The 19,335-nt window shown below is 72.1% G+C and carries 17 protein-coding genes; 4 read left to right on the forward strand and 13 right to left on the reverse strand.

Annotation, left to right across the window (positions count from 1 at the left end; all coding sequences use genetic code 11):
* Window positions 1-209: 209 nt before the first annotated feature.
* From BLR21_RS04750 to BLR21_RS04765, 4 genes are all read right to left on the reverse strand, one after another.
* Window positions 210-779: a hypothetical protein gene (locus BLR21_RS04750; protein ID WP_143027600.1), complete on the reverse strand. Its 570-nt coding sequence runs from the start codon at window positions 777-779 to the stop codon at window positions 210-212.
* Window positions 776-1,522, reverse strand: a complete 747-nt coding sequence (locus BLR21_RS04755; RefSeq protein ID WP_176929452.1) for a papain-like cysteine protease family protein — start codon at window positions 1,520-1,522, stop codon at window positions 776-778. The genes BLR21_RS04750 and BLR21_RS04755 overlap by 4 nt, the downstream gene beginning before the upstream one ends.
* 290 nt (window positions 1,523-1,812) lie before the next feature.
* Window positions 1,813-2,694 carry a hypothetical protein gene (locus BLR21_RS04760; RefSeq protein ID WP_090004330.1) on the reverse strand — a complete coding sequence of 294 codons (882 nt, stop codon included), beginning with the start codon at window positions 2,692-2,694 and terminating at the stop codon, window positions 1,813-1,815.
* Window positions 2,695-2,749: 55 nt separating this feature from the next.
* Complete coding sequence (locus BLR21_RS04765; protein ID WP_090004331.1) at window positions 2,750-3,187, reverse strand: peptidase inhibitor family I36 protein; 438 nt, start codon at window positions 3,185-3,187, stop codon at window positions 2,750-2,752.
* 142 nt (window positions 3,188-3,329) lie between these two features.
* On the opposite strand from BLR21_RS04765, the gene BLR21_RS04770 reads away from it, so the two are divergent.
* Entirely contained in the window at window positions 3,330-5,810 is a 2,481-nt protein-coding gene (locus tag BLR21_RS04770) for a tetratricopeptide repeat protein (RefSeq protein WP_090004332.1), read from the forward strand.
* A gap of 26 nt (window positions 5,811-5,836) precedes the next feature.
* Here the strand turns inward: BLR21_RS04770 and BLR21_RS42290 are convergent, their stop codons facing one another.
* The gene (locus tag BLR21_RS42290) at window positions 5,837-5,974 is read right to left on the reverse strand and encodes a hypothetical protein (RefSeq protein WP_176929453.1); all 138 of its coding nucleotides are present in this window, start codon (window positions 5,972-5,974) and stop codon (window positions 5,837-5,839) included.
* Window positions 5,975-6,206: 232 nt separating this feature from the next.
* Here BLR21_RS42290 and BLR21_RS04775 point away from each other — a divergent pair, with 232 nt between their 5' ends.
* Window positions 6,207-7,358 (forward strand): helix-turn-helix domain-containing protein, encoded by a 1,152-nt coding sequence (locus BLR21_RS04775; RefSeq protein ID WP_218130732.1) that lies wholly within the window; start codon window positions 6,207-6,209, stop codon window positions 7,356-7,358.
* Between the two features lie 180 nt (window positions 7,359-7,538).
* Window positions 7,539-7,892: a hypothetical protein gene (locus BLR21_RS04780; protein ID WP_143027601.1), complete on the forward strand. Its 354-nt coding sequence runs from the start codon at window positions 7,539-7,541 to the stop codon at window positions 7,890-7,892.
* A gap of 116 nt (window positions 7,893-8,008) precedes the next feature.
* On the opposite strand, the gene BLR21_RS04785 is transcribed toward BLR21_RS04780, so the two are convergent.
* The 5 genes from BLR21_RS04785 to BLR21_RS04805 form a co-directional block, all read right to left on the reverse strand.
* Window positions 8,009-9,271: a glutamate synthase-related protein gene (locus BLR21_RS04785; RefSeq protein ID WP_090004335.1), complete on the reverse strand. Its 1,263-nt coding sequence runs from the start codon at window positions 9,269-9,271 to the stop codon at window positions 8,009-8,011.
* Complete coding sequence (locus BLR21_RS04790) at window positions 9,268-10,260, reverse strand: asparagine synthetase A (RefSeq protein WP_090004336.1); 993 nt, start codon at window positions 10,258-10,260, stop codon at window positions 9,268-9,270. Before BLR21_RS04790 ends, BLR21_RS04785 begins: the two co-directional genes overlap by 4 nt.
* 31 nt (window positions 10,261-10,291) lie before the next feature.
* A complete protein-coding gene (locus tag BLR21_RS04795; protein ID WP_090004337.1) occupies window positions 10,292-11,527 on the reverse strand; it encodes a methylaspartate mutase in 1,236 nt (411 codons plus the stop codon).
* Window positions 11,524-11,961, reverse strand: coding sequence for a cobalamin B12-binding domain-containing protein (locus tag BLR21_RS04800; protein ID WP_090004338.1), 438 nt, complete (start codon window positions 11,959-11,961; stop codon window positions 11,524-11,526). Before BLR21_RS04800 ends, BLR21_RS04795 begins: the two co-directional genes overlap by 4 nt.
* A gap of 100 nt (window positions 11,962-12,061) precedes the next feature.
* Window positions 12,062-12,427 (reverse strand): nuclear transport factor 2 family protein, encoded by a 366-nt coding sequence (locus BLR21_RS04805; RefSeq protein WP_090004339.1) that lies wholly within the window; start codon window positions 12,425-12,427, stop codon window positions 12,062-12,064.
* 143 nt (window positions 12,428-12,570) lie between these two features.
* Between BLR21_RS04805 and BLR21_RS04810 the strand changes: the two genes are divergently transcribed.
* Window positions 12,571-15,396: an AfsR/SARP family transcriptional regulator gene (locus BLR21_RS04810; RefSeq protein WP_090004340.1), complete on the forward strand. Its 2,826-nt coding sequence runs from the start codon at window positions 12,571-12,573 to the stop codon at window positions 15,394-15,396.
* Window positions 15,397-15,484: 88 nt separating this feature from the next.
* Here BLR21_RS04810 and BLR21_RS04815 read toward each other — a convergent pair whose 3' ends face one another.
* The 3 genes from BLR21_RS04815 to BLR21_RS04825 form a co-directional block, all read right to left on the reverse strand.
* Window positions 15,485-16,249 (reverse strand): thioesterase II family protein, encoded by a 765-nt coding sequence (locus BLR21_RS04815; protein WP_090004341.1) that lies wholly within the window; start codon window positions 16,247-16,249, stop codon window positions 15,485-15,487.
* A gap of 179 nt (window positions 16,250-16,428) precedes the next feature.
* Window positions 16,429-18,231 carry a non-ribosomal peptide synthetase gene (locus tag BLR21_RS04820; protein ID WP_090004342.1) on the reverse strand — a complete coding sequence of 601 codons (1,803 nt, stop codon included), beginning with the start codon at window positions 18,229-18,231 and terminating at the stop codon, window positions 16,429-16,431.
* On the reverse strand, window positions 18,228-19,268 hold the full coding sequence (locus BLR21_RS04825) for a TauD/TfdA family dioxygenase (protein ID WP_090004343.1): 1,041 nt from the start codon (window positions 19,266-19,268) through the stop codon (window positions 18,228-18,230). The genes BLR21_RS04820 and BLR21_RS04825 overlap by 4 nt, the downstream gene beginning before the upstream one ends.
* Window positions 19,269-19,335: the final 67 nt, after the last annotated feature.

Raw genomic sequence — 19,335 nt, forward strand, 5'->3', positions numbered from 1 at the left:
GCACGGCTGATCGCCGTACGGAGGCTCGCGCCGCGCGAACGACAACGGGTCACCACGGCGAGGACTGTTGGTCGTCGGCTTGATCGACGACCGCCTCGACATCGTCTCCCAGCCTGCCGTTTGCCCACCGTCGCGTGAGCTCGGCGGCCTGACCGCGCTCGAGCTCATCGCAGGTTCGTCGCGCCCGCCTGGCTGACCGGAGGCTGTGATCATCCGATGTCGTCGAACTCCAGGCGTCGTCTGGCCAGTTCGGCGAGCCGGTCCAGCAGCTCCTCGGGCCGGACCTTCTCGCCTCCCGAGAAGGGTTCTGGCGCCGGATCCATCGGGATGACCAGGTCCGGCTCACGGCTGCCGCCGCTCAGCCACAACGCCATGAAGTAGAGCGCGGGCACTCGCAGGACGCGGACCTCGTAGTCGTCTTCAGCCGTCGCGGGGTCCTGCTCGGCGACGGCGACCGCCCGTGCGGTGCCCGCGACGAAGGGGCCCTCGGTGGCCGTGAACCCGTCGTCGCGGGCGACCTCGGCGCTGGCGACGGCGTCGCCGCCCGCCATGACGAGGAACCGCCTGCCGACGAGCTGGGCGTCATCGAGCGTGGCACCGCGGACCAGCTGGTCCAGGCCGAGTGAGTAGACGTCGTGCGGAAGTGCGAGCGCCACGTCGAGGGGATTGACTCGCGCCAGTGCGCGATGGCGGTATGCCGCACGGCCTGCCAGCTCGGACAGGTTGTCGCGCACCGCGAGGACGCTGTCCTCACTCACATCGGGAACGCGCAGACTCATCGCTGCTCACCTCCCGCGGCGCCTACCGGCTGCGCCTTCTCCCTGGGTTTGCTGATCTCCTGCCAGATGACCCAGGGGAACTCGAATACCAGCTCGTTCTCGAACACCCACGGGAACGGCTGCCGCTTGGTGAAGTACGTGTGCGTCCAGGTGCCCGTGCCCTGGTATGTGCCACCGGTCAGGGTCGTGAGCGCCACGTCCGACTCGCCGTACCAGGGGTCGTCGACCGCGACCCAGTGGCTACCGAGGACGCGGTAGCCCTCGATGACCGCGAAATGGCCGCCCCCGCCCGACCATCCGATCCGCCAGGCCACCGGCCGGCCGGCCGCGATCTCCGCCTGGAGCTCGGCGTAGGTCACCGTCGCGCTCACCATGTGGTCGAGCACCTCGGCCCGGCTCAGTGGGGCGTTCAGGAAATGTGGCTGATTGCAGGCGTCGCTGGATCCGTTGGTGCAGCAGGTGTTCTGCCCCATCTCGGCGTTGACCATCGCGCACTGGGTCCAGGTGCTCCACGAGCGGTAGTACCTGGCCACGCTCACCGAGGTGGCAGCCCAGCACCATTGCGTCTGCTGCTGGTGTTGCATCGTGAAGTCGAGACGCTTCCAGATGGGAATGTGCTCCCACCACCGAACGAGCGCCGCCGCGAGGACCTCCGCGACGGGGGCCTCTGGCCGCACCACCACCCGTTCACCGCGTCGTGGCGGTACGAAGTCGTCAAGGTCGATCCCACGCTCGCGCGCCACCTGCGCAACGTGCTTGGCTGGCAGCAGGGATATCGGAATTCGGCTGGTTGCGAGTACTCCGTCCATGCGCACTCCCTGATGAGATGGACTGGCCCCCTCCCCTGCAGGGTCGGCACTCGCTCAGACCCCGTTACATTTCGTGCTGATCGGATCACGGTGGAGGCGAGCGCCCAGCCTGGGGCTGCAAGTGCTCCTCGCGACCTTGGCCGGCGTGTTGTCGCATGACGTGAAGCGAAATATCCCCGCCCGCGGAACTCGCGGACGGGGATCTGTCGTTCGTGCCTTCCAGCTCAGCCGGTCGCGAGCACTTTGGTCGCGTTGTCGAGGCGGACCTGCATACCGCGGTCGAGCGCGTCGAACTGCGCCGCTCGCTCCGTGATGGCCCGGCGCTGGTACGCGGTCTCGACGGCGAGCCAGGTGTCGACGAGCTTGGTGCGCTGACGGCAGGTCACGTCGGTCTTGGCGGTGTCGATCTCGACCTGCGTCGGCGTTTCCGAATCCCAGCGGATGTCGTTGTTGGCCGCCCACACGTCGGTGTAGTTGTAGCCGGAGTCGGCCATGCACTTCCGCCAGTTCGCCATGGCCTGCTGCACTCGGTCGTCTTGTTGCGCCCGCTCGAACATCTCCTGGTCGAGGCGGATGAGTTCGGTGGCCGGGATCGTCGCGGGCACCCCTCGTTCCAGCTCGCGGCGCGCCTTGCCCAGGCAGCCGCCGTCGGGGATGCGTTTGCCGCCGATGGACGTCGTGCCCTTGCCGGTGTAGATCATCATCGCTTCCGGCGTGGGCTCTGGCCGGTCTTCCGGCTGCTGCGGTGCGCTTTCCGGCGGGTGGTAGCCCGACTTGGCCACCTGGTCGTGTTCGATGAGGCCGTACCGGGAGGAACCGGTGCTCGCGGGCACCGGTGGCGGGTCGGGCGGCGCCCAGGTCTGGCCGAAGTCGTTCAGGCACTGCCTGGCCAGCACGGCGGTGGCGCGGTCGATCGTGGTCAGGTCGGCCGGCGAGTGCTGGTAGCGGTCGAGCGGCAGGGTGATGTCCTTGGCGGCGTGCACCGGCCGCACTTCGCCGACCGCCGGCGGCGCGGCGGCGACCTGGTTCCGGTCTACCAGCGTGATCGTGCCGGCCGCCGCGACCACGGCGGCGGTGATCAGCCAGATCGCGTGTACTCGTTTCACAGTTCCCCCTGGCGATGCGGCGGCCCCCGCCGGTGACGGGGGCCGCCGCTGCTGATCAGCCGTAGATGGTGCCCGTGCAGTTGGTCGGGTTGAACTTGTGCGAGTTCATCCGGTCGTTGGCGTCGCCGCCGATGGACAGCCGGATGGTCTGGAAGTTCGGCACGTTGCCGTTCGGGCGGATCCGGAAGCACGCTCCCCGGTGGCCGGAGTTGTAGTACACGGCGATGTACGAGTTCGGGTCCCTGTTCTGCATGGAGCTGACGTTGAGCTGCGAGCCGTCGCCGCGGTACAGCGCGACGCTCGAGCCGTTGTAGGTGATCTGGCCCCAGTTCGTCCTGCTGCTGAAGTCCTCGCGCTTGAGACCCGTGTAGTTCGACGCGGAGTACATGCAGGCGTAGTCGGCTCGGCAGGCCGCGTTCGCGGCACCTTCGGCCGCGACGAGCGAGACCCCGGCCACCCCCACGGCGGCGAGCACGGATGCGATCTTCCTCATGGTGTTGCCGTTCCCCTCTTCGTGTGGAGAGGCGGTGGGCGCCCCTCCGGCGAGATCGACGATGCCGAGCCGGCCGTGCCAGACGGCTGAATCCGACCGAATCCGAACGCCGCATGCCGCTCCCCCACTAGCGTGACGGCTCATGTGCCCCGCACCCGCTCCGCTGCCAGATCCCGGGCAGGCCGTGACGCTCGACGACCTGGTGGAACGGTTGCGGTTGTTGAAGGTGTGGGCGGGAGCGCCCTCCTACGAGCGGATCACCGCGGGCATCAACGCCGAGTGGGCGCGCGAAGGTCGTCCGGAAGCCGAGATGGCGCGCAAGACGACGGTGGTCGACTGCTTCCGTTCCGGGCGCAAGCGGCTCAACACCGACCTGGTGATCGCGATCGTGCGGGCACTGCACCCCGACCAGGGCTACGTCGCCCAGTGGCGGCAGGCGTTGCGGGCGGTGGCCGGCGAGATCGTCATGGCCGCTCAGGTGCGGGTCCACGACGAACTGCCCGGCGGGGAACCGGGTTTCGTCGGCAGGGAGACCGAGCTGGCGCGGCTGTGCGAGGCGGCGGCGGGCGGGTCGGTCGTGATCTCCGCCCTCGAAGGCATGGCCGGGGTGGGGAAGACCCAGCTGGCGCTCCGTGCGGCGACCCGGCTCGCCGGTGCGCATCGGCGGGTGCTGTTCGTGGACCTGCGGGGATTCGACCCGAAGCAGCCCCCGGCGGCTCCGAGCGCGGTGCTGGACGGGTTTCTGAGGATGCTCGGCGTGCCCGGCACCGAGGTTCCCCACGACCTGCCCTCGCTGGTCGGCGCCTACCGCGAACGGGCCGCGGGTGTGCTCGTGGTGCTGGACAACGCCGCCGACGAGGAGCAGGTGCGGCATCTGCTGCCCGGTGCGCCGGGCAGCGTCGCGATCATCACGAGCCGGCGCAGCCTGACCGGCCTGCCCGCCATCACCCACCTGGCGCTGGCCGTGTTCACCGCCGCCGAAGCGGTCGCGTTCCTGGAGCACGCGGTCGGCGACCTTTCCCTGGGCAACGACCCGAAGGCGTTGTCCCGCATCGCCGAACGGTGCGGTTTCCTGCCGCTCGCGCTCAACCTCATCGTCGGGCACATCCGCGCGGTGCAGGGCTGGACGCTCACCGACCACGCGGACCGCCTCGACGACCGGCATCAGCGGCAGCAGCTCGACGACGGTGTCCAGCTCGCGCTGGACGCCTCGTACCAGCGGCTGCCGGAGGAGCGTCGCCGAGTCCTGCGCCTGGTCGCACTGCATCCGACCGGCGAGTTCGACTCCTACGGTGCGGCCGCGCTGACGGGCCAGGACCTGGACGACACCCGCGCCCACCTGGAAGGCCTGCGTCGCGACCATCTCCTCCAGTGCGCGTCAGGGCGGTACTTCTTCCACGACCTGGTGCGCGAGTACGCGGCCGGGCGAGCGTCCGACGAGGACCCGCCCTCGGTGCGGCAGGGCGCCCGCAGCAGCCTGGCCGGTTACCTGCTGGCCACCGCCTCGCTGGCCATGGACGTCCGCTACCCCGCGGACACCCGCCGCCGGCCGCGGGTGGCGGCCGCCAAGACCGCGACGCCCGACCTTACCGACCCGGACGCCGCCCTGACGTGGCTGGAAGCGGAACACCCGGCGCTGGTCACGTCCGTCGAGGTCGGTGAACCGCGGCACGCGGTACAGCTGTCGCTGACGGTGTTCCGGCACCTCAACCGCGACCGCTGGAGCACCGCGCTGACGGTGAGCACCTGGGCTCTCGCCGCCGCGCGCTCGCTCGGTGACCCGGTCCAGATCGCCAGAACGCTCCACGACGTGACCGCCGCCTTGCTCGAACTGGGCAGGCCGGAAGACGCCCTCCACGTCCTGGAGGAAGCCGCGGAACTGCTGCGCACCACCGACGACCGCGACGGCGAGATCCGCACGCTGGTCCTCCTCGGGGTCACCGACACCAGGCTCGGCCGGTTCCGCGAGGCCGCCGGCCACTACTACCAGGCCCTGGAGCTGAACAAGGCCACGGGCGACCAGGCCGCGGAGGCGCACGCCCTGGTCAACCTGGGCGCGGTGGAAGAACGGCTGGGTCTCAACTCGTCGGCCGCGCGGCACCTGGAACGAGCCCAGCGCCTGTACGCGGACATGGGCGACGTGGACGGTGAGGCCTGGGCGATCAGCGGCCTGGCCTCGGTGGAGATCGAACTGGGCCGCTACGACTCGGCGCTCGAACACTTCACCAGGATCCTGGACATCTACCGGCAACGCGGCGACGTCGATGCCGAGGCGTGGTGCGTACAGGGTTTCGGCCTGCTCTTCTCCCGGTGGGGTGAGCGCGATCGGGCGAAGCAGGAGTACACCCGAGCGCTGACGATGTTCCGGGAAGTGGGCGATCGAACCGGCGAGCTGTACGTGCTCAACGGACTGGGAGAGGCCACCGACGACGTCGCCCTGCTCACCGAGGCCCTGGCCCTGGCCACCGAGCTCAGCTCCGTCGACCAGCAGGCACGAGCCCACGCGGGCCTCGGCCACGCGCTCGGCTCGCGTGAGCACTACGAGCAGGCGGTGGAGCTGTACACGCGGCTGGGTGCGCCCGAAGCGGAGCCGCTGCGGGCATTGCTGGCCACAGCGCAATAGGTACTGCCGTGGGCGGGGTGGCGAGCTCACTCCCAGGGGTTGCTGCCGGCCACCGTGATGGGGGTCGTGCCGGCGACGGCGTGGGCGGTCGTGGCGCCGAGGGTGGTCAGGGCCGCGAAGGCGAGGGCGGCGGCGGCGATTCTGGTGATGACGGTGCTGACCATTTTGGACTCTCCTCGGTAGTTTCTCCGGCGATGAGACAAACGTTATGAGGCTCGATAATCGCGGAGCTATCACGCGGTTTATCCCAGCGCTATCACGGTGAAAATAACGGCATCAAATATGCCCTGAGCTGGGGGAATGCCGGATTGTCCCGGTGTTTTGCAGCCGGGATATACGCGGGGATGGCAGCGTGATAGCGGGGCTGCAGACGATTGGCCCGACAAAATCACCCGCGTGAAAGAGGATGCCGAGATGGCCATTCCGCCCGCCTTGGACCCCGGACTTCCGCCCTTCGCCCAGCTGTTGCGCAGACACCGCAGCCGGGTCGGGTTGACGCAGCGGGAGTTGGCAGATCTGTCGACGGTGAGCGTGCGGGCCATCCGGGACCTGGAGCAGGGGCGGGCGTTACGACCGCGGCCGGACACCGTGCGGCTGATCGCCGAAGGGTTGCGGCTGGGCAGCCGGGCGCGGCACGACCTGGAGGTGGCCGCCGACCCGGACCGGCGCGCCGAGGTCGACGCGGCCGCCGCCGTCCCGCCCACCGCGCTGGCCGCCCAGGTGGGGCGCGACCTCGAGACCGGCGCACTGGCCGCCGAACTGGCCGGCGGGTGCCGGCTCGCGACCGTCGTGGGTCTGCCCGGCGTGGGGAAGACGCGGTTCGCGGCGGCGGTGGCCGGGGTGCTGCACGCCAGGATGCCGGTGCTGTGGGCAGGGCCGGACGGCACGCCGCTGCGGGACCCGCGGCTGGCCGGGCTGGTGACGGCGTGGTCGACGGCCGTACGCACGGGAGGACGGGCGGACGACGACCTCGCCGAGGTGGTCGGCGCTCGTGCCGCGCTGGTGGTGCTCGACGGGATCGACGGGCCGGTCCGCGGGGACGGCGTGCTGCGCCTGCTCGCCGACTGCCCCGGTGTGCGGGTGCTGATCACCGCGCCCGCACCGTGCGGGCTCGCCGGGGAACGGGTGTTCCTCCTCTCGGGCCTGGAGCCCGCCGACGGGGCCCGGCTGCTGCTCGCCGGCCACCCCGGCGCGGCGGACCCGGTCGATGTCGATCGCCTGTGCCATAGCCTCGACGGCCTTCCCGCGGCGCTCGCCGCCGTCGGTTCGTGGCTGTCGGTCTACCCACTGGCGGAGCTGGCCGCCACCGACCCGGCCTGCCTGCTCGACGACACCCTCCTGCGCGCCCTGGCCGGCGCCGCCGAGCCCTACCGCCGGGTCCTGGAGAGCCTCCCGCCGCGCTTCGGCCCGTCGGCCGACACCGGCCGCCTGCTGCGTGATCTCCTCCAACGCGGCCTGGTGCGGCCCGTCGAGACCGAGACCGGGCGCAGCTTCACCGTCTCCCCTCTGATCCGCTCGGTGCTGGCAGCCGCACCGCCGACGCCCTGACCCGGACACCGGGCCGCCCTCGCGCGCAGTGGTCGCCGGTGCCGACACCGAGTCCGGCGAGGGGCCAAGCCTGGCTTCGGGCGTGTCCCCGACACGCCCCCGGCCTGCCTCCCCGACTGCCGAGGACGCCGCCTTTCCCGTGGTGGACTGGTTCCGACGCCGAGTCCGGGAGCGTGACCCATGGCCCACATGACCGACAACGGTCCGATAGGCGTCGCAACGGCATCCCCTGTGCACGCCCTCTTCGTTCCCGCCGGCCCGGAGTTCCTCAGCGTCTGGCCGCCCACCCCGCACGCCCGCCGGGCGGCGGCATGGGCCCTGCGGACGCTGGGGTACGACCACCTGGGCGGCCTGGTCTGCCTGATCGCCCCCACCTCCGACGCCCGCGCGGAGTGCCTGGCGACCGCACTGGCCGTCGCCGACGCGGCGGCAGGCGGCCACCGGCCACCGGGACCGCTCCCGGACCTGGCCGTCCGCCTGCGAGCCGATCCGGTCCACCTGTGCGGCCTTCGTGCCGCCGCGGGACTGGACTGAGCGAAGCCCGCACCGGACATCGGTGCGGGCACGTGACGTTCCCGGGAAACCATCCTCTTAGGACACAGAAGTGACCCGCCCCCTTTCTTCGGGGCGGGTCACTTCTACCAACTGCGCTATCCCTGCGCCGCCACCAACCGGCCGGCGGGAACCGGCCAGCCGGCCGGGGACCACAGGTCCTCAGTGGACAGTGCGGCCGGATGGTACTTGCCCAGTGCGCTGATGAGGAGACGCAGTTCCAGGGTCATCGCCTCCACCAGGCGGATCAGGCCCGAACCGGGGTTCTCGTCGACCGCCAGCAGGGCCGCCCGGCCGAGGCCCGTGGCGGTGGCCCCGGCGGCCAGGCACTTCACGGCGCGCAGTCCCTCCCAGACCCGGCCCGACACCAGCAGGCAGCCGCGCGGGGAACCGATGCGGCGCAGGCACTCCGCCAGGGGGAGGCCGACGCCCGCCAGCGACGCCGTGGGGGCCCATCCGGTGCCACCCTCGGCCCCGTCCACGGTGACCGCGTCCGCGCCCGCCTGCCACGCCACGTCCGCCGCCGCGGCGACGTCGCGTCCCGGCGGGAGCTTCACCCACACCCGCGCCCGCGGATAGTTGTTGCGCATCAGGCGGACCTGCTGCCGGAGGATCTCCTCTGTGAACGTCCCCGGGCTGGCGCAGCGCAGCACCCGGTCCCCGGCGGGGTCGATCAGCGGTTCCAGGGCGAACTGATCGGCCAGGCGGTCCGCCTGGACGCGGTCGACGACGGTCAGGCCGCCGATCCCCGGTTTGGCGCCCTGACCGACCTTGAGCTCGAAACCCAACCGTCCCGACTCCAGCAGGGGGCGCGTCGCCGGGTCGCTGTAGACGCGGTTCCAGACCTCGGCGTCGGCGTCCTCCGTGCTCTGCTGCACCACGACGCCGCCCACCCCGTCCGGGACGTGGCCGGCGTAGGCGGAGATCCTGGCCAGCAGGGATCGTTCGCCGGTGTAGCCGTCGACCGGCACGACGTTCTCGCCGACGACCATCGGTATGCCGAGGGCACCCGCCTGGGCGGCGGCGGCACGGCCCAGGTCGGTGCCCACGGCACGGGTCGACCCGAAGGCCGACAGGTACAGCGGCAGGCGTGCGGCGAAACCGCCGACGGTGGTCTCCAGGCCGACGTCGCCGTGCAACGGTTCGCGGGCCAGGTCGATGAGCTTCTCCAGGCGTCGCGGCATGAACACCGGCGGCACCAGGCGGGTGGCGTCGAGGGCGTCGCCCGGCGAAGAGGCCTCCGGCTCGCCCAGCAGGGCGCCGCCGTAGTCGGACAGCGGAGGGAACGCCGCCGCCGCGCCGGTGCGGGCCCGCTCCCGGACGGCTTGTTCCGGGAAGGTGTCGGCGCGCAGCGCGGTCACGGGGACACCACGCCGGGGATCTTCGGAAAAGCGCTCGCCTGCCAGACCGCGTCCAGCCCGCACAGGTAGCGGACCAGCCGCTCCAGGCCGATGCCGAAGCCCGCGCTGGACGGGATACCCTCGCGCACCATCTTCAGGTACCAGGCGTACTTGGCCGGGTTCTCGCCGGTTTCCCGCATCCTGGCGACGATGGCGGCGTACTCGTGTTCGCGTTCGCTGCCGCTGCACAACTCGCCGTAGCCCTCCGGGGCCAGCAGATCGAAGTTGAGCAGGTGGCCGGGGGCGGCCGGGTTCTCGCGGTCGTAGAAGCCGCGGGAGCCCTTGGGGTAGTCGGTGAGGAAGAACGGCCTGCTGGCCTTGGCCGACAGGACCGCCTCCCCGACCCAGTCGATCTCGGCGTCGGGGTTCTGGGCGTGCCCCGTGTCGTGCAGGTCGGCGACCGCGGCGGCGTGGCTGCGTCGCTCGAAGGCGCGGCCGGACAGCAGGTCCGCGAAGGCGTCCGGGTCGCGGCCCAGGACGTCCAGCTCGGGGGCGCAGCGCTCGACGATCCGGCGCACGACGTGCACGACGAGGTTCTCGGCCACCGTCGTCGCCTCGTCGCGGGAGGCGCCGGCGACCTCGACGTCGATCTGGTGGAACTCGGCGAGGTGCCTGCTGGTCGAGCTGGTCTCGAGCGGCTCCAGACGCACGTTGGGGGCGATGCAGAAGATCCGGTCGAAGGCGGTCAGCGACGCCTGCTTGTAGAGGATCGCGCTGGTCATCAGTTTGTAGCGGTGGCCGTAGTAGTCGACGTCGACCTGCTTGGCCCCGCGCGCCCCCGGATCGGTGACCGGGCCGATGACCGGGGGAAGCATCTCGGTGAAACCCTGCCCGCCCAGGTGCTCGCGCACGGCGTCGAGCACGCGGTGCTGGACGCGCAGCACCGCGCGGGTGGCCGGTGAGGTCAGGTGGGCGCGCGGATCCGCCGGCGCCGTGGTGATGGTGTCCATTGTGGTCACTCCTGGGGGACGGGGGCAGGGGTCAGCCTCGGTCGAAGGCGCGTTCGACGTGGGTGAGCGAGCGCAGCAGCTCGTCGGCGGTGGGATCGGGGGCCGGGACGGCGCTGCCGGCGGGCAGCGGCAGGGCGCCGGTGCGCGACCACCGCAGCCGCCCGGCACCGTCCACGAACGCCCGCGTGCGGCCGGCGTTGTCCTGGTGCAGGCAATAAGGCACGTCGAGGTAGCCGCGCTCGACCGCGCGGACCAGGGCGATACCGACGTCGGGCGCGAGGTCGAGCACGGCGTCCACGAGCGCGCGGGCCTCGGCGAGCACGCCGGTGTCCTCGACCACGCCGCCCGGCTCGGCGCGCGCCGCCGCGGCCCCGGCGGTCACCAGCGCGGCGACGTTCTCGGCGACGGTGGGGATGCGGTGCGCCTCCGCCGTCGTCTTGACGATCAGCCTCTCCGCCCCGGTTCGCACGGCCAGCTCCGCCGAGCGTTGCAACAGGGCGGTCGCGCCATGCGGGGTGCGCGGGAACACGCCCATGTACGTGTAGAGCACGACATGCCAGTCCACATCGGACAGATGTTCGGCGGCGAGGGTGCGCAGTGCGGCCATGGCCTCGGCATCCTGGTCCGGGTCGGTCTGCTGGGCGTAGCTCAACGACATGCTGTCCACCCCGTGCTGGCGGAAGAACAGGCCCTCCAGCACGCTGATCGCCACCAGCAGGCTCGGCGGGCACAGCTGGCCCATCATGCAGCCGCCGAAGGACTCGAGGTGCGGCCGGGCGCCGCGCTCGCGGGCGTCGGACAGCAGCAGGCAGGACTCGGCCCACGCGCGCACCGACTCGGCGACCGGGACCCGGCTGTAGGGCAGGCAGTACGACAGCGGCCCGCCCTCCGTCGCGTCCAGACCGGCGGCCAGCAGGGCCGCGACGATCTTCTGCGGACACGCGGAGCCGTGCCGCACCTGCACCGGGAAGTCCGCTCCGTGCAGGCCGTTCAGCACGGAGCGGGTCGTCTCGGGCGAATGGGCGGCGATGGGGTAGCCGTTGAGCTCGGCGCCGGTGGCCAGCGCCTGGTGCACCGCGAGGTGGTCCCCCACGCGCGTGAAGCTGTCAACGGTGATCGTGCCCGCCGCCCGCACCCCGGCCCCGCGCACCGCGGCGAGACCGGCCCGCATCCCCTCTGGGCCGGGCACGCCCATCCTGGGCTGCACGACCAGTTCGCCCGCGGCGGCGGCACGGGCGACGAAGTCGCCGAACGAGCCACCGGTCACGACCGCACCCCCGCGGCGAGCCGCTCGACGTAGCCGCGGAACGCCGCGATCGCGTCGGCGTTCTCGAACACCGCGTCGAAACCGGCGGCCAGCAACGCCTCCGCGTGGCCGCCGGTGCCGTCGACGCCGAGTTTGCCTCCGACGACGACCGGGGTGCACGCCAGCCGTGCGCGCAACGGTCCGATGACCCGCCTGGCGTCCTGGAACCCGTGCCCGTTCACGCTGCTGAGCACGACGAGGTCCGGGGCCGCCTGTCCGCACCGGGACGTCAGCAGTCCGTCGGGGACGCACGCACCCAGGTTGGTCACGCGGTGCCCCATCTCCTCCAGCACCAGCTGCAGGTACACGAGGTTCCAGGTGTGCGCGTCGGAGGCGAGGCCGGAGACCACGATGTCGAGGCGGGCTGCGTCCGGCCGGGCGGCGTCCAACTCCATGGGCGAGCTCCCTGTGTCGCGGGTGGTTCCCTGCCCAGAAACTAGAAGCCCCGCTCCGCGCCGCCAGGCAGCGGCGACGGCAGCCGTCCGGCAGTTCCCGCTATAGGGACGGTGGATCGTCGTAGTAGAACCGCCGGTTGCACAGCAGCAGTCCCTCGTCCGACAGGGTCACCACGTCGGCGAACTCGGACGGGGTGCGGCACTCCGCCTCCGGAGGAGGGGTGTAGCGGCCCACGACGACCACGGTGTCCTTGCCTGCCACGACTTTGTGGATGTGGTGCCGGCCCCGCAGGGCGGGGATGGTGGTCAGCAGCCGGACGGTGTGGTCGCGGCCGTGTCCCGGTGGCGCGTCGCGGCGTTTGAGCTGCATGTCCGGGTGCAGCAGCGAGGCGTACCCGTCCAGATCCCCCATGTCGAGGTACTCGTAGGAGAGGCGGACGTGGTCGACGCCGGCGGCGGTGCTCATGGCGGTTCTCCTCACGCGATGAACGACAACGGTCCCGCCGCCGGGCAACCTGCCGATATCTCCACGCTATCGCCGGGTTGTACTTCTTCGTGACCGTCTGCTTACCTCGGGACATCTCGAACCGGGAAGGGTGGCCGCGCGCTATGTCTCCAGGGAGGTTCCGGGTTCTCGGCCCGGTGGAGGTCGACGGTCCCGGCAGCGCGGCACGGATCCCGCCCGGCAGGCAGCAGGTGATCCTCGGGCTGCTGCTCGTGGAGGCCAACCGGATGGTGAGCACCGAGACGCTGGTCGACGCCCTGTGGCAGGAGAGCCCGCCGGACACCGCCCGCACGCAGGTGCAGATCTGCGTCTCCCGGCTGCGCCGCACCCTGCACGGGGCGGGCATGTCCGCGGTCATCGACACCCGTCCGCCGGGCTACCAGCTGCGGCTCAACGAGGACACACTGGACCTCGCCGACTTCCTCGCCCGCACCGCCGAGGCCCGCGTGCTGGTCAAGGAGGGCCGCACCGCCGAGGCGGCCGCGCTGCTGCGTGAGGCCGCGGCGCTGTGGCGCGGGCCGTGCCTGGGCGGGGCCCCCAACCGGTCGCTGCACACCCGTGCGCTGCGACTGGACGAGGACCGGCTCACCTGCGTCGAGGACCACCTGGAACTGGAGCTGGAACTGGGCCAGCACCACCAGCTCGTCGGGGAGGTCACGCGCCTGGTCCACGAGCACCCGTTGCGGGAGCGTCCGCGCGCCCTGCTGATGATCGCGCTGCACCGCTCCGGCAGGCAGGCCGAGGCCCTCGACGTCTACCGCGCCGGTCGTACCCAGCTGATCGAGGAGCTGGGGCTGGAGCCGGGGGAACGGTTGCGGGCGCTGGAGGCGGCGATCCTGGCCGGCGAGGTCCCCGACCAGTCGCGTGCCGACCCCGCGCCGAGGGACTCCGGCACCACGCGAACGGCACGGCCGCGGCAGCTGCCCGCCGACACCGCCGACTTCGTCGGCGACGAGGAGATGTTGCGTGGCGCGGAGTCCGTGCTCGTCGGGGGCGCCGCGCGCACGGCCGTGGGGGTCGTGGTGATCACGGGGCGTCCCGGCGTCGGCAAGAGCACGGTGGCCGCGCACCTCGCGCACCGGGTGGCGCACGAGCACTTCCCCGACGGACAGCTCTACTGCGCCCTGCATGGCACCGGCCAACCGTCCGCTGTGGACGATGTGCTGGGTCGTTTCCTGCTGGCCCTGGGGATCCCCGGTCCGGTGATCCCCGACGGCCTCGACGCCAGGCTGGAGATGTACCGGACGCTGCTGGCCGACCGGCGGGTGCTGGTCGTGCTGGACGACGCGGCCACCGAGGGGCAGGTCCTGCCGTTGCTGCCGGGCAGCAGCACGTGTGCGGTGGTGGTGACCAGCCGGTCGCGGCTGACCGGTCTCCCCGGTGCCCGCCAGGTCGAGTTGGACGTCCTCGACGCCGGACAGTCGCTGCGAATGCTCGGCCTGGTCGTCGGGGAACAGCGGGTGGCCCGCGAGCCCGAGGCTGCCGCGGCACTGGTGCGCACCGTCGGCGGACTGCCGCTGGCGTTGCGGATCATCGCCGCCCGGCTGGCCGCGCGTCCACATTGGACGCTCGCGTCGATGGTGCTCCGGCTCGCCAGCGAGCGGCACCGGCTCGACGAGCTCGCGCACGGCGAGCTGACCATCCGCGCCAGCCTCGGGCTGACCCATGACGGCCTCGACCGCCGGTCCCGGTTGTTGTTCGGGCTGCTGAGCCTGACCGACGGTCCCGTCGTCCCCGGCTGGGTCGCGGGCGCGGTCCTCGACGACGACCGGCCGTTCCCGTCGGACCTGCTCGAACCACTGGTCGACGTGCAGGTGCTCGACGTGGTCTCGGTCGAGCCGACCGGCGAGTTCCGCTACCGCTACCAGGACGTCCTGCGTCTGTTCGCCAGGGAGAAGGCGGAGCAGGAGATCCCCGCCAGTGACCGCGCCGCCGCGGTGTCCCGTCTGCTCGGCGGATGGCTCGCACTGGCCGAGCAGGCGCACCGGAGCGTCTACGGCGGTGACTACACCGTTCTGCACGGAACCGCACCGCGCTGGCAGCCCGCAGTCGTTCCCGGTGATCCCTTGGAGTGGATGGACGGCGAGCTGGAGAACCTGTGCGCGGCCATCCACCAGGCGGCCGCCGCCGGTCTGGACGAGCTGTGCTGGGACCTGGCGGTCACCTCGGTCACCCTGTTCGAGTCACGCGGCTACCTCGACGACTGGGAGCGGACCCACGCCGAGGCCCTGGCCGCCGTCCGCGCGGCGGGCAACACCCGCGGCACCGCGGCGGTCCTGAGCTCGCTGGGCACCCTCCACATCAACCGCGGCCGCCTCGACTCCTCCCGCTCCGCGCTGCTTCCGGCCACGGAGCTGTTCGAGGAGCTGGGCGACGTCCACGGCCTGGCCCTGTGCCACCGCGACCTGGCACTGATCGCCCGCAACACCGGCGACGACACCACCGCCCTGAGCCTGTACGACCGTTCCCTCGCCGGCTTCACCGCGGTCGACGACATCGTGGGCCGCGCGATCGTCCTGACCCAGCGTGCCTTCATCCTGGCCACGAACGGCGAGATCGCCCAGGCCCGCACCGATCTCGCCGAGGCGATGGCGGTCCACGAGTCCGTCGGCTACACCGGCGGCGCCGCCCGCACGCTCAACCGGATCGGCCAGGTCCAGGCCATGGCGGGCGAACACGCCGCCGCCACCACGACCATGCGCCGCGTCCTGGACATGGTCCGCGACACCCGTGACGTCATCGGCGAAGGCCAGCTCCTGCGCAACCTGGGCCAGGTGAGCGCCGCCGCCGGTCGTTACGCCGAAGCCCGCACCTATCTCGAGCAGGCGCTCTCCATTCGCGAACGAATACTGGACCGCACCGCCGCGACCACGATCCGCGCCGAACTGGCGGCCCTGCCCGGACAGCAGGCCCTCGCCCCGACCGGCTGACCGTCGGTGGCGCCACGACTCGTCCTCTCGTCCCGAAGACGTGGTGAGCGCGGAAGCCCTGGAGCCCCCACGCCCGCCCGCTCCCTGATCACACCCCGGCGGGAACGGACTCCAACGCCGGGATGAACCGGGGCAGCGACCGCCACACCTCCTCGGTGTAGAAGTGCCCGCCCGGCAACTCCACGTGCCGGTACTCGCCGCCCGCCAGCGCCCGCCACTGCGCCGCCGTGTCCGCGACGATCACGTCGTCGTCGGCTCCCGTCAGCACCTGCAGCGGCACACCGACCCTGGTCCCGTCCGTGTAGGCGAACGTGTCCCGGACGCGGATGTCGGCCCGCATCAGCTCCAGCGCCATCTCCCGCAGCTCCTCGTTGCCGAGGACGTAGTCCGCGAGCAGCCCGTTGACCGTCATCCACGACAGCAGGCCCGCGTCGGTGTCGCTCTGCGCGGGGAACATGTCGCGCGGCGTCAGTCCCCGGCTCGGCGCGTTGGCCGACGACACCACCAGGGCGTCCGGGGTGCGCCCGCCGGCCCGCTCGATCCTGGCGGCCACGTCGAACGCCATCCACCCGCCCATGCTGTGTCCGAAGAGGACGTACGGCCGGGTCGCCGCCGCGAGCACGGCCTGCGTGGCGTCGGCCGCCAGCGCCTGCCAGTCCTCGGCGTGGTCCTCCAGGAACCGCCCGTCGCGCCCTGGGTAACAGATCGCGGCGAGTTCCACGTCGGCCGGCAGGACGTCGGCCCAGGGCAGGTACGGTCCCGCGCCGCCGCCGCAGAACCCGAGGCACACCAGCGACCGCGCGGCCTCCGGCTTGCGGCGGGGCCGGACGACCACGTTGTCGATGTTGTCCACCGTTCCTCCTAATGGTGTGTCGCTGCTAGTGGTGTGGCCCGGAGCGTTGCCGGGGGAATTCGGGGTCAGACGGGTGCATCGTGGTGTCGCCCCCACGTCCTCGTACTGGGGCGTGGGGGCGGCGCCGCGAGGCGCCCTGCTGAGCGCGGATCACCTCGCCGACGCTCCGGGTCGCGCCACTAGACGCGCAGGGACTCGACGTGCCGGGCGAGGTCGGTCAGGCGGGGGTGGCGGTAGACGTCGCGGGCGGACATCTTGAGGCCGAAGGTCTTCTTCACCTTCGACACCACCCGCAGCGCGACCAGGGAGTGGCCGCCGAGGGCGAAGAAGTCGTCGTCGGCGGACACCGAGTCGCGGCCGAGGACCTCGGCCCACACCCCGGCGATGAACCGCTCGAACTCACCCTCCGGGGCGATGCCCGCGACGACGGGCGGCGCGGGCAGCGCGGCGGTGTCGAGCTTGCCGCCCGGAGTGAGCGGCAGCGCGGCGACCTCGACGAACGCGGCCGGGACCATCACCTCCGGCAGGGATGCCGCGGCGTGCTCGCGCAGACTCTCCGCGCCCGCCAGCCCCGAGGGCACGTAGTAGGCGACGGGCTGGCCCGCCAGGTCGTCGCGGACGACGACGGCCGCCGCGGCGACAGCGGGGGAAGACCGCACGACGGTCTCGATCTCGCCCAGCTCCACCCGGTGGCCGCGGATCTTCACCTGGCGGTCAGCGCGACCGTGGAACTCGAGCAGGCCGTCCGTGGTGCGGCGCACCAGGTCACCGGTGCGGTACATGCGCGCACCCGGCTCGCCCGAGGGGTCAGGCAGGAAACGGGCACCGGTCAGGCCGGAGCGGCCGAGGTAGCCGTGGGAGACACGAGGCCCCGCGATGTACAGCTCGCCGAACTCGCCGTCGCCGACCTCGCGCAGTGAGGAGTCGAGCACCAGAAGCCTGTTGCCGGGCAACGGGTCGCCGATGCTCGGGTGATCGCCCTCGACCACGGCGACCGTCGCGTCGACGGTGCACTCGGTCGGGCCGTAGAGGTTGAACGCCTCCAAGGTGTCGGCGGCGGCCAGTTCCCGCCACACCGGCACGCTGATCGGCTCGCCGCCGATGAACAGGCGCAGCCGCCTGCCGTCGGAGCGTGCGGGCAGCAGGTGCTCGCGCAGCATCTCCCAGTGCGTGGGCGTCATGTCCACATCGGACACACCGCACTCGTCCAGCCACGCGGTCAGCTTGGCGGGCTCGGTGCGGTGCGCGTCCTCCAGGACCACGATCGTGTCGCCGCGGCAGACCCTGGCCCACTGCTGCACGGACGCGTCGAAGGACGCACTGGCGTTCCACGCCACGACACGGGGCTCGGCCGCGTACACGGCCATCTGCTCCAGTCCGTCCACAAGGGACGCGACGCCGCCGCGGGTGGCCTGCACGCCCTTGGGCAGGCCGGTGGAGCCGGAGGTGTAGATCACGTAGGCGGCGTCGTCGGCCGAGACGGCGACGTCGGTGTACGCGCCGGCGACGGCCGGGGCGAAGGTCGTGGGCGCGGCGGCATCGCGAGTCCCGGCCAGGCTGTCCGGGGCGAAGGTCGTGCGCCCGGCGGCATCGCGAGTCCCGGCCAGGCCGTCCGGGGCGAAGGTCGTGCGCCCGGCGGCATCGCGAGTCCCGGCCAGATCCTCCGGCGTCACGGTCGTGCGCACGGCGGCGTCGGTGGCCATGTGGGCCAGCCGGTCGGCGGGGTAGGCCGGATCGAGCGGCACGTACGCCGCCCCGGCCCGCCACACCGCGAGCAGCGAGACAAGGAGTCCGCTGCCGCGCGGCACACTCACGCCCACGCGGTCGCCACGGCGCACCCCGCGGGCGGCGAGCACGACGGCCAGCGCGGCCGTGCGGGCTTCCAGTTCGGCGAACGTCAGCGCGCCCGCGGTGTCGCGCACGGCGATCCGCTCGGGCGCGGTCCGCACGACCTCGTGGAAGCGGGACACCAGGTCCGTCATCGATTCTCTCCGCTCACCGGGGTCGCCGACGGGGCGACGGTGGGGGCGCAGTCCAGCACGGAGACCGGCTCGCCCATGGCGACGACGATCTTGCGGTCGCCGCGGAAGGGGTCCCGGCCGTGCGTGGACAGGATGTTGTCGACGAGGAGCAGGCCGCCGCGCTCCCAGCGGCGGCGGGTGGTGGCGGCCTCGTAGGCGGCCTGGATGGTGGCGAGCTCCTCGCGGCTGAGCGCGGTGCCGTCACCGAAGGCGGTGTTGAACGGCAGATCCTCGACGCCGAGCTCGTCGACCAGCGCGTCGCGCAGCTCCTCGTCCAGCGCCCACTCGTTCCAGAACGCCATGTGGTTGAACCACACCTCGGCACCGGTCACCGGGTGCGTGATGATCCCGGGGCGCAGCTGGGTGGTGCGCAGGTGGCCGTCGGACTGCCACTGGCAGGACACCAGGTTCTCCGCGCCGTAGGCCTCCACTTCGTCCTTTGTGGACGCTCCGAACGCGGTCTGCCACGACGTGGAGATGTGCTCGGAGTAGCTGCGGTTGAGCAGCCAGCCGACCGAACGCATCTTGGCCACCAGCTCCGCCGGCAGCGACGCGAGCACCTTGCGGCAGTCGGCCACCGGGGTCGCGCCGCCCTCGGGCGGGGCGATCAGGCAGGCGAACATGAGCAGACCGGGGAAGGTCAGGGTGTAGCTGTTCTCGTTGTGCATGTGGATCGGCTGCGCGGCGGGCAGGTCGGTGGAGGAGAACACACCGTTGCCGAAGTCGCTGCGCGGGGTGGCCTTCTCCCGGTACGGGGTGCGCTCGGGCATGAGTGTGTCGCGCACGAGGCCGAAGTCGTCGACGTCGTGCACGGGCAGGCCGCGGACGTACACCGCGGCGTGCTCGTGCAGCAGAGCGCGCAGGGCGTCGGCGTTGGCCCGCAACCACTCCGCGGCCTGCTCGATCGAGTGCACGTCCTCGGCGTCGACGGTGGCGGGCGCGCCGGGCTCGATCGTGCACAGCAACGGCGTCGTTCCTGACAAAGCAGTGGGGCTCATCGCACTTTCCTCTCTGCTGGCGTGGTGCCGACGCTAGGGACGCCGTGAACCCTTGTGCGGCAGGCGG

This window comes from Lentzea albidocapillata subsp. violacea (assembly GCF_900100275.1).
Classification (GTDB): Bacteria; Actinomycetota; Actinomycetes; order Mycobacteriales; family Pseudonocardiaceae; genus Lentzea; species Lentzea violacea.

What these genes read in the sequence shown, in the direction of transcription:
- BLR21_RS04800 (WP_090004338.1), bottom strand. Translation starts at nt 11,961, where the DNA reads ATGGAGTTGGACGCCGCCCGGCCGGACGCAGCCCGCCTCGACATCGTG.
- BLR21_RS04820 (WP_090004342.1), bottom strand. Translation starts at nt 18,231, where the DNA reads ATGACGGACCTGGTGTCCCGCTTCCACGAGGTCGTGCGGACCGCGCCC.
- BLR21_RS42290 (WP_176929453.1), bottom strand. Translation starts at nt 5,974, where the DNA reads ATGGTCAGCACCGTCATCACCAGAATCGCCGCCGCCGCCCTCGCCTTC.
- BLR21_RS04805 (WP_090004339.1), bottom strand. Translation starts at nt 12,427, where the DNA reads ATGAGCACCGCCGCCGGCGTCGACCACGTCCGCCTCTCCTACGAGTAC.
- BLR21_RS04780 (WP_143027601.1), top strand. Translation starts at nt 7,539, where the DNA reads ATGGCCCACATGACCGACAACGGTCCGATAGGCGTCGCAACGGCATCC.
- BLR21_RS04790 (WP_090004336.1), bottom strand. Translation starts at nt 10,260, where the DNA reads ATGGACACCATCACCACGGCGCCGGCGGATCCGCGCGCCCACCTGACC.
- BLR21_RS04825 (WP_090004343.1), bottom strand. Translation starts at nt 19,268, where the DNA reads ATGAGCCCCACTGCTTTGTCAGGAACGACGCCGTTGCTGTGCACGATC.
- BLR21_RS04770 (WP_090004332.1), top strand. Translation starts at nt 3,330, where the DNA reads ATGTGCCCCGCACCCGCTCCGCTGCCAGATCCCGGGCAGGCCGTGACG.
- BLR21_RS04765 (WP_090004331.1), bottom strand. Translation starts at nt 3,187, where the DNA reads ATGAGGAAGATCGCATCCGTGCTCGCCGCCGTGGGGGTGGCCGGGGTC.
- BLR21_RS04750 (WP_143027600.1), bottom strand. Translation starts at nt 779, where the DNA reads ATGAGTCTGCGCGTTCCCGATGTGAGTGAGGACAGCGTCCTCGCGGTG.
- BLR21_RS04810 (WP_090004340.1), top strand. Translation starts at nt 12,571, where the DNA reads ATGTCTCCAGGGAGGTTCCGGGTTCTCGGCCCGGTGGAGGTCGACGGT.